At 57.5% G+C, this 6,195-nt stretch carries 4 protein-coding genes; 2 read left to right on the top strand and 2 right to left on the bottom strand.

Going from position 1 to position 6,195, the window contains the following annotated elements:
* The first annotated feature begins 255 nt into the window (after positions 1–255).
* On the top strand, positions 256–1,626 hold the full coding sequence (locus tag GOB86_RS14450) for a hypothetical protein (protein WP_165993306.1): 1,371 nt from the start codon (positions 256–258) through the stop codon (positions 1,624–1,626).
* 811 nt (positions 1,627–2,437) lie between these two features.
* Here GOB86_RS14450 and GOB86_RS14445 read toward each other — a convergent pair.
* Together GOB86_RS14445 and GOB86_RS14440 are read right to left on the bottom strand one after the other, a co-directional pair.
* Positions 2,438–2,947: an EF-hand domain-containing protein gene (locus GOB86_RS14445; protein ID WP_194301212.1), complete on the bottom strand. Its 510-nt coding sequence runs from the start codon at positions 2,945–2,947 to the stop codon at positions 2,438–2,440.
* A 44-nt stretch (positions 2,948–2,991) separates the two neighbouring features.
* Positions 2,992–4,182: a DUF3500 domain-containing protein gene (locus GOB86_RS14440; protein ID WP_165993302.1), complete on the bottom strand. Its 1,191-nt coding sequence runs from the start codon at positions 4,180–4,182 to the stop codon at positions 2,992–2,994.
* A 144-nt stretch (positions 4,183–4,326) separates the two neighbouring features.
* Between GOB86_RS14440 and GOB86_RS14435 the strand changes: the two genes are divergently transcribed.
* Complete coding sequence (locus GOB86_RS14435; protein ID WP_165993300.1) at positions 4,327–5,940, top strand: tannase/feruloyl esterase family alpha/beta hydrolase; 1,614 nt, start codon at positions 4,327–4,329, stop codon at positions 5,938–5,940.
* Positions 5,941–6,195: the final 255 nt, after the last annotated feature.

The raw sequence follows: 6,195 nt of genomic DNA, 5'->3' as shown, positions 1-6,195 counted from the left end.
GCAACCAAACGTAAGTCCTTGATAGGACACGATAAACCCGCCCGTTTGAGGCGGGTTTTTTGTTGCCCGAAATCCCGCGCAGGAAACACATAGGAAACAGACGAAAAGGTACCGGGGCGCAGTTTTGTCCACTTTCACAAATGCGTGATTGAAGAGCGAGGCACCCTGTCGCCTGTTTCGGGGTATCATTCTAGGCTTGTCGAGTCAGGACAGTCTGCCCCTCTGCTGTCCGTATCAGGAGACGCAGGAGCAGCCATGGCCGCAGACGAACTCACGGGACTGATCCGTTATCTCGGTCAGGAGGACTGGCAGGAGTGTTTTGGCGAAGTGCTCGGCGATCACATCGGTCCGGCGCTGGAAGCGGGCGACATCTCCTTCGAGGATCTGGCGGAGATGATCGGCCCCGACGTTGCCATGACGCTGTGGGGCTGCGCCTTCGAGGATTTTCTCGGGCAGGACTGGGATGATGGCCGGAACTTCGTGGACGTTTACCTCAAGCGTCGGGGCTGGAAGGAAGGGCCGCGTAACAGCGCCTATATGCGTGCCCTCAAGGCTTCGGTCATGAGCCTGTATGAAGTCTCGGACATCAAACCCGGCCAGAGCCTGATGGCGCGAGACCTGCTGCGGGGTGGTGATCCGGTTCTGGTGCATGAAGGCACGGCAACCCGGACACTGGAACAGTGGGACCGGATTGCAGCACGTCTCGTGCCGTCCGATGGAAAGACCATTCTGGCAGGCGGGCTGCTCGCCTATTCACGGGGTGCCTGCGAAGATCTGGCGACGCACCTTTACAAGGTGCTTCGGAAGCGGCGGGGCAAGGCCGAGTTTCCGAAAGTCGATACGCAGACCCTGCGTGAGCTTGCGCCGATGTTCACGCTGACCTGGCTGTTCCGGACACTGGAGGACATGGCCCGACTGATGGAGGGGCCAGCGCTGTTCAATGGGGACGGAGAGGATCTGATCTTCCATGAAGTGTGTTTTCCGCTGGCAAAGGGCGTGACGCAGAAGACAGTGGCGGACGTGCTTGACGGGATCATGGCCCTGCGACCGGAAAACCGGTCATTCTGGAACTGGCTGAAAGAGCCGATGAGCGATCCCGTGCGCAAGGCTGGACGGGATGAAAACGGGCGGTTCCTGCGCACGGAGATGGATGATGGTGCGATCGTGCTGGGCACGCTGGATCTGAAGGGGCGGCAGTTGCGGCTGCAGGTGAACTCGAAAGAGCGTGCCGAACGTGGTCGTGCCATGCTGCAGGCTGGTCTGGGAGATCTCGTGCGCGCTCCGCTCACGCAGATCATGACGCCGGCGCAGGCGATGGAAGACCGGGGGACGCTTGGACGGGAGGTCTCGCCAGAACTGCAGATCCCGCCCGAGGAGGAAGCCCGGATTATCGGGCAGATGCTGGAGCGGCACTATCGGCAGGTGCTTGATGAGCCAGTCCCGGCCCTGGGGGATATGACGCCGCGCCAGGCCGTCCAGACAGCTTCAGGACGTAAAAAGGTGGCCATCTGGTTGAAGGATATCGAAAACACTACGGTCCGCGCCCAAGGGAGTGGCGGTGCCATGGCTGCCTACGATTTCGGGTGGATGTGGCACGAACTCGGAATCATCAGGCTCAGGAAATAGTCCGCTTACGCCCTCATCTCAGACACCGAAGCTGTTATGATGGTTTCCCAAAAGCCGACATTGTAGGCGAACCCAATTACCCCGCTTTTGGAACGAAGCCGGTGTTTCCGAAGTGGCTATTGAACGACGCCTTTTGGCAAGCGCAGACGCTCCATCAACTCGTCCGTCAGCCAATACATGTCACTCATCTTCAGTCTCATAATGGAGCCTGCATCACATCCGGCCGCCCATATCAATGGGTCCTGAGCTTAGCACCGCAGCCCCCGCAGGCTGGACCAGCGTAAAAAAACCTTTCTGGATAAGTATGTTTTCCTGCAAGTCCGGCAAAAATCCGGCTCCCAAAGGCTGGACGTAACACTTGCTCCAGCTCCTCTGAGCAAAGAGCAACTTGTCCAGTTTCTACGCCCCGCAGGCTTGCTCAAAACAGCAGAGAACCTGGCCTTTCTTAACAGCGCAGATGCCTATTACTTTAGCCGCCCGACACATCAGCGGAATTTCCCCGTCTGGCGTGCGCAGGTCGCAGACGGTACCTTGATCTATCTGGATGCACAGTCCAGCGCTGTGCTTGCCATGCTGGATAAGCCCGCTCGCCAGTCACGCTGGCCAGTTTACGAGTTTTCACGATCTCGATTTCTGGCCGTGGTTACGCGATGCCCCCACACATTGGGGCGTAGCCTTGCCGCTCCTGAGTGGTGTGCTCTGCCTGTTTCTGTCAGGCGTCCTTATCGGGATCCGACGCCTCCGGTTAATGCGCCACAGTCGGATGAAGAAACTCGTCGGACGAGCCAGACAGAGTTTTAAAACAGAGCCCTTACTGCATCACAGTAAAATCAAGCTGATAGGAGGCCTGATCCGTTGATCGTTTTTGCCCCTGCACCTGAACACCCTGGTCCTGCGGTTGCAGGCAGTTCACCAGATACACCGTATCAGGCCCGGCCCCGTGATTGGTATAGGCCAGATGATAAGTCCCTTTTTGCAAAACACCGGACACAGAAAACTGAAGTGCAATAACCCCCTCTCCGCCTTTTATGGCAGAACGCGTGGGAAAACTGCCTGACTCTGCACGCAGGGAAACCGACTTTCCATTCAGCGTAACACTCAGAGACTGTGCAATTCGACCCGCATAAGCCTGCTGCTCCTCCGCCGAAATTACACCATCCCCATTCCTGTCAATCTGCGGGATCACCCGGCCCGCTACATCCACGCCGGGTGTCAGGCGTAGACGGAGCGTCACGCCCTCCCGCGCCAGATCAACCGTTGTGGCCTGCAAATATTCGTCCAGCCGATGGGCCGAGGCTGGATGAACTCCGGCCAAACACATCAGTCCGCCAATAAGCACTACTTTGGGTAAGGTCACGCGCACACTCATTTGACGGTAAACCGGCTGCCGTAACTGTTGGTCGGGTCCCGATAAATCGTATGCACATGCAGGGTCGGATCACCCCCTACGCCCTGTGGAGAAAACTCAATCACCAGATGCGGCCCCTGAATACGGTAGTAGGAAGAGCCGTTACGGTTCGGCGCATGGGTGGTCGGCTCGCTCCATGCAAACCATGTTTCATTGAGATCACTCTCAATTTCTTTCAGACGCGGGGCGGCATAAACCGGATTGATAATGCCCGCCCATTCACTAATCACATCCAGCAGCAGCGTTTTCTGTGCGGGCGTCATGACTGAGCCTTTCAGCCCTTCCGGCACAATGGTTTCCCCATCATGCCCCGGTCCCATCACCAGATCCTCCACCTTGTAAGGCAGAATGGCCTGTTTGCGCTGGGCAGGCGTCAGGGCATCCAGCAGGGCGAAAGCTTTGTCGTTCTCGCCGGCCAGAACACGCACGGCTTTGCCACCTGTCTGATACACCGCAGGTTGTGCGCCTGTCAGCGTGGGCGTCATGACACCATGTGCGCCATCAATCACAATATTCAGGCCCAGATGGTGGCCACCAAACTGGACCATCCACGGCGTTGTGGCACTCGGTTCTCCAAAAATGGCGATGGTGTAAACGGCTTTCCCGGAGGCAAAATTGGTGCCCGCATCCGTCAGTGCCTGATCCGACCCCATGATGTCCTGCACTTTCTGAAACCCTTTCTCACTCAAAAGGGTTTTCAGAAGCGCCATGGCCGCCGCGTGCTGTGGCTCCGTCAGGCTGCCCATCTGGCGACCGGAGCGAGGCACGTCGCTCACTGGGAAGTTGGACCACATGGCCTTGCCATATTGCTCACCAATAAAGCCGCCCGGCGGCCCCATACCCGGCCCGCGCGCGGCGGGAGCGTTTGCATTGGCGCTCGTCACCGGTTCAGCCGGGCCGCCCGGTGTTGTGCGACGGAAGCGCGCCAGCACAGCAGATTTTTGCGCCACAAACGGAAACTGCACCGAAGCCTTTCCCTGCGCATCGAACGTGCCGAGAAAAGCCTGCGCTGCGGCCACGCCCTTTTGTGTCTGCTGCACAGATCCCTCCTCCTCAATGGAAGCCGCAACTGCTGGCTTCACCGTCTGAGCCGCGAGAGAGGGTGCAGCCAGTAGCAAGCCTGCTGCCACAACAAAAGTCTTTTGCATGAAACGCACTCCGCGCCCGCAGCCGGGCAATTTTAACATCTCTTCTGTGCCGTGCAGACTGCCTCCCAATTCTGGCAGGATCAAGAGGCTTCTCCTATGGTCTGTCAGGCGTAGCGTTCAGTCTCGTAATAACAGGAGCTTCCCATGCCTTCCCGTGCTTCTCTGAAGCCTGCTCTGGCCCACCGCACACAAACACTGTGTCTGGCGGCGGCTGTTCTGGCGGTCTCCGTTCCCCTCCTTTGTCCGGGAAACGCCCACGCCACCAGTTGTGCCGATCTGGCCCAGCAGGCCTTGCCTGACACGACCTTTACAATCGTGCAGACGGTAGAAGCCGGGCAATGGCAAGCACCCCAGACGCAACTGACACGCATTATGTCAGCACCCGGCATGAATGTGGCGGGCAAACCCACACGCGGCAGCACACCGGCCTTTTGCCGGGTTGCCGCGACGCTGCATCCCTCGTCTGACTCCGCCATCCGCATTGAAGTCTGGATGCCGCTAAAGAGCTGGAATGGGCGTTTTCTGGGCGTTGGGAATTTCGGCTGGGCAGGCTCCCTGATGTATCAGGGGATGGAAACCGGTGTGAGAGAAGGCTATGCCGTAGCCAGTACGGATACCGGGCATGACGACAGCACGCCGGAAGGGAAAGGCGGCCGCTTTACCCTCGGCCACCCGGAAAAAATGGTGGATTACGCCTACCGCGCCGACCACCTGATGACCACCACCGCCAAAACGCTGATCCATAGTTTCTATGGCCAGAACGCTAGCCATGCCTACTGGATTGGCTGCTCACTGGGCGGGCTGGAAGGCCTGATTGAAGCCAAACGCTTCCCCGAAGATTACGATGGCATTGTTGCCGGCGCACCGCCCAACCCGATTGTGAATTTCAATGCCGAGCAGCTCTGGGCCGGGTGGATGAGCTACCATAACCCTGCCCTGCGGGTCTCCCGCGAGAAATTCCAGCTTTTGAACAAGGCTGTGATGAATGCCTGCGCAACACCTGTTGGCAAAAAGCAGGGTTTTCTGGATGAACCAGATGCCTGCCATTTTGAACCCAAAAACCTGCTCTGCAAGTGCGCGGACACCTCAAACTGCCTGACAGCATCTGAAGTGCAGTCTGCTGAACAGATTTATCAGGGCCCGCTTAACCGGCGCACGCATCAGGTTATTTTCCCCGGCCCGGCCAAAGGCAGCGAGGACGGTTTTTCTGCGGACGGCCAAGCCTTCCCTGTGGCACTTGATCTGTTCAAATACGCAGCGTTCCAGAACCCGAACTGGGACTGGACAACCCTGAACTGGGATACCGACATTGCCAAAGCCACGCAGGCCGCTGGCCCCCTGTTGCATGTGGATGACAACCTGACCCCGTTCTTCCGGCACGGTGGCAAACTGCTGATGTATATTGGCTGGAATGACGGCCACAACCCGGAACAACTTGCAGACTATTATCAGGCCGTGATGAAAAATGCCGGCGGCAGCGCAAAGGATACCATGCGTCTGATAACCATCCCCGGCATGGGCCACTGCTATGGCGGCGCTGGCTGTGACACATTCAGCAAACTGGGCGCGATTGATAACTGGGTGAGCCACCAGACCGCCCCGGACAAACTGATTGCCGCGCGCGTGCAAGACGGCAAGGTAACCCGTACCCGCCCCCTCTGCGCCTGGCCAGCCGTTGCCCGCTATGACGGCAAAGGCAGCATGGACGATGCGGCGAGTTTTGCGTGTGTGGTGTTCGAAAAAGACGCAGCACATTAAGAATTGATCTGCTTAATATTTTTAGTGTGCGAATAGACTTTATTTGCACACCCACCTGCCTATCTTAATTTTATAAATAACGATTATCTAGGTATTTAGTCCCGGGATTTGATGGTGTGATATTTTCACGTGAGTGGAAGGAAGTCTTAGTGTCTGACCGAAAATGAGTTGAGTGATTTCAGTGGATTATGATTCATGGGTTTGCGATAACCTGATGAGATCAAGATGGCCTGGACTGAAATCACCCGCGCGCAG

Origin of the sequence: Acetobacter lambici, assembly GCF_011516885.1 — a bacterium.
Taxonomy (GTDB): Bacteria; Pseudomonadota; Alphaproteobacteria; order Acetobacterales; family Acetobacteraceae; genus Acetobacter; species Acetobacter lambici.
Note: the sequence above shows the minus strand (reverse complement) of the source record. Positions and strands in the feature narration are given on the sequence as shown.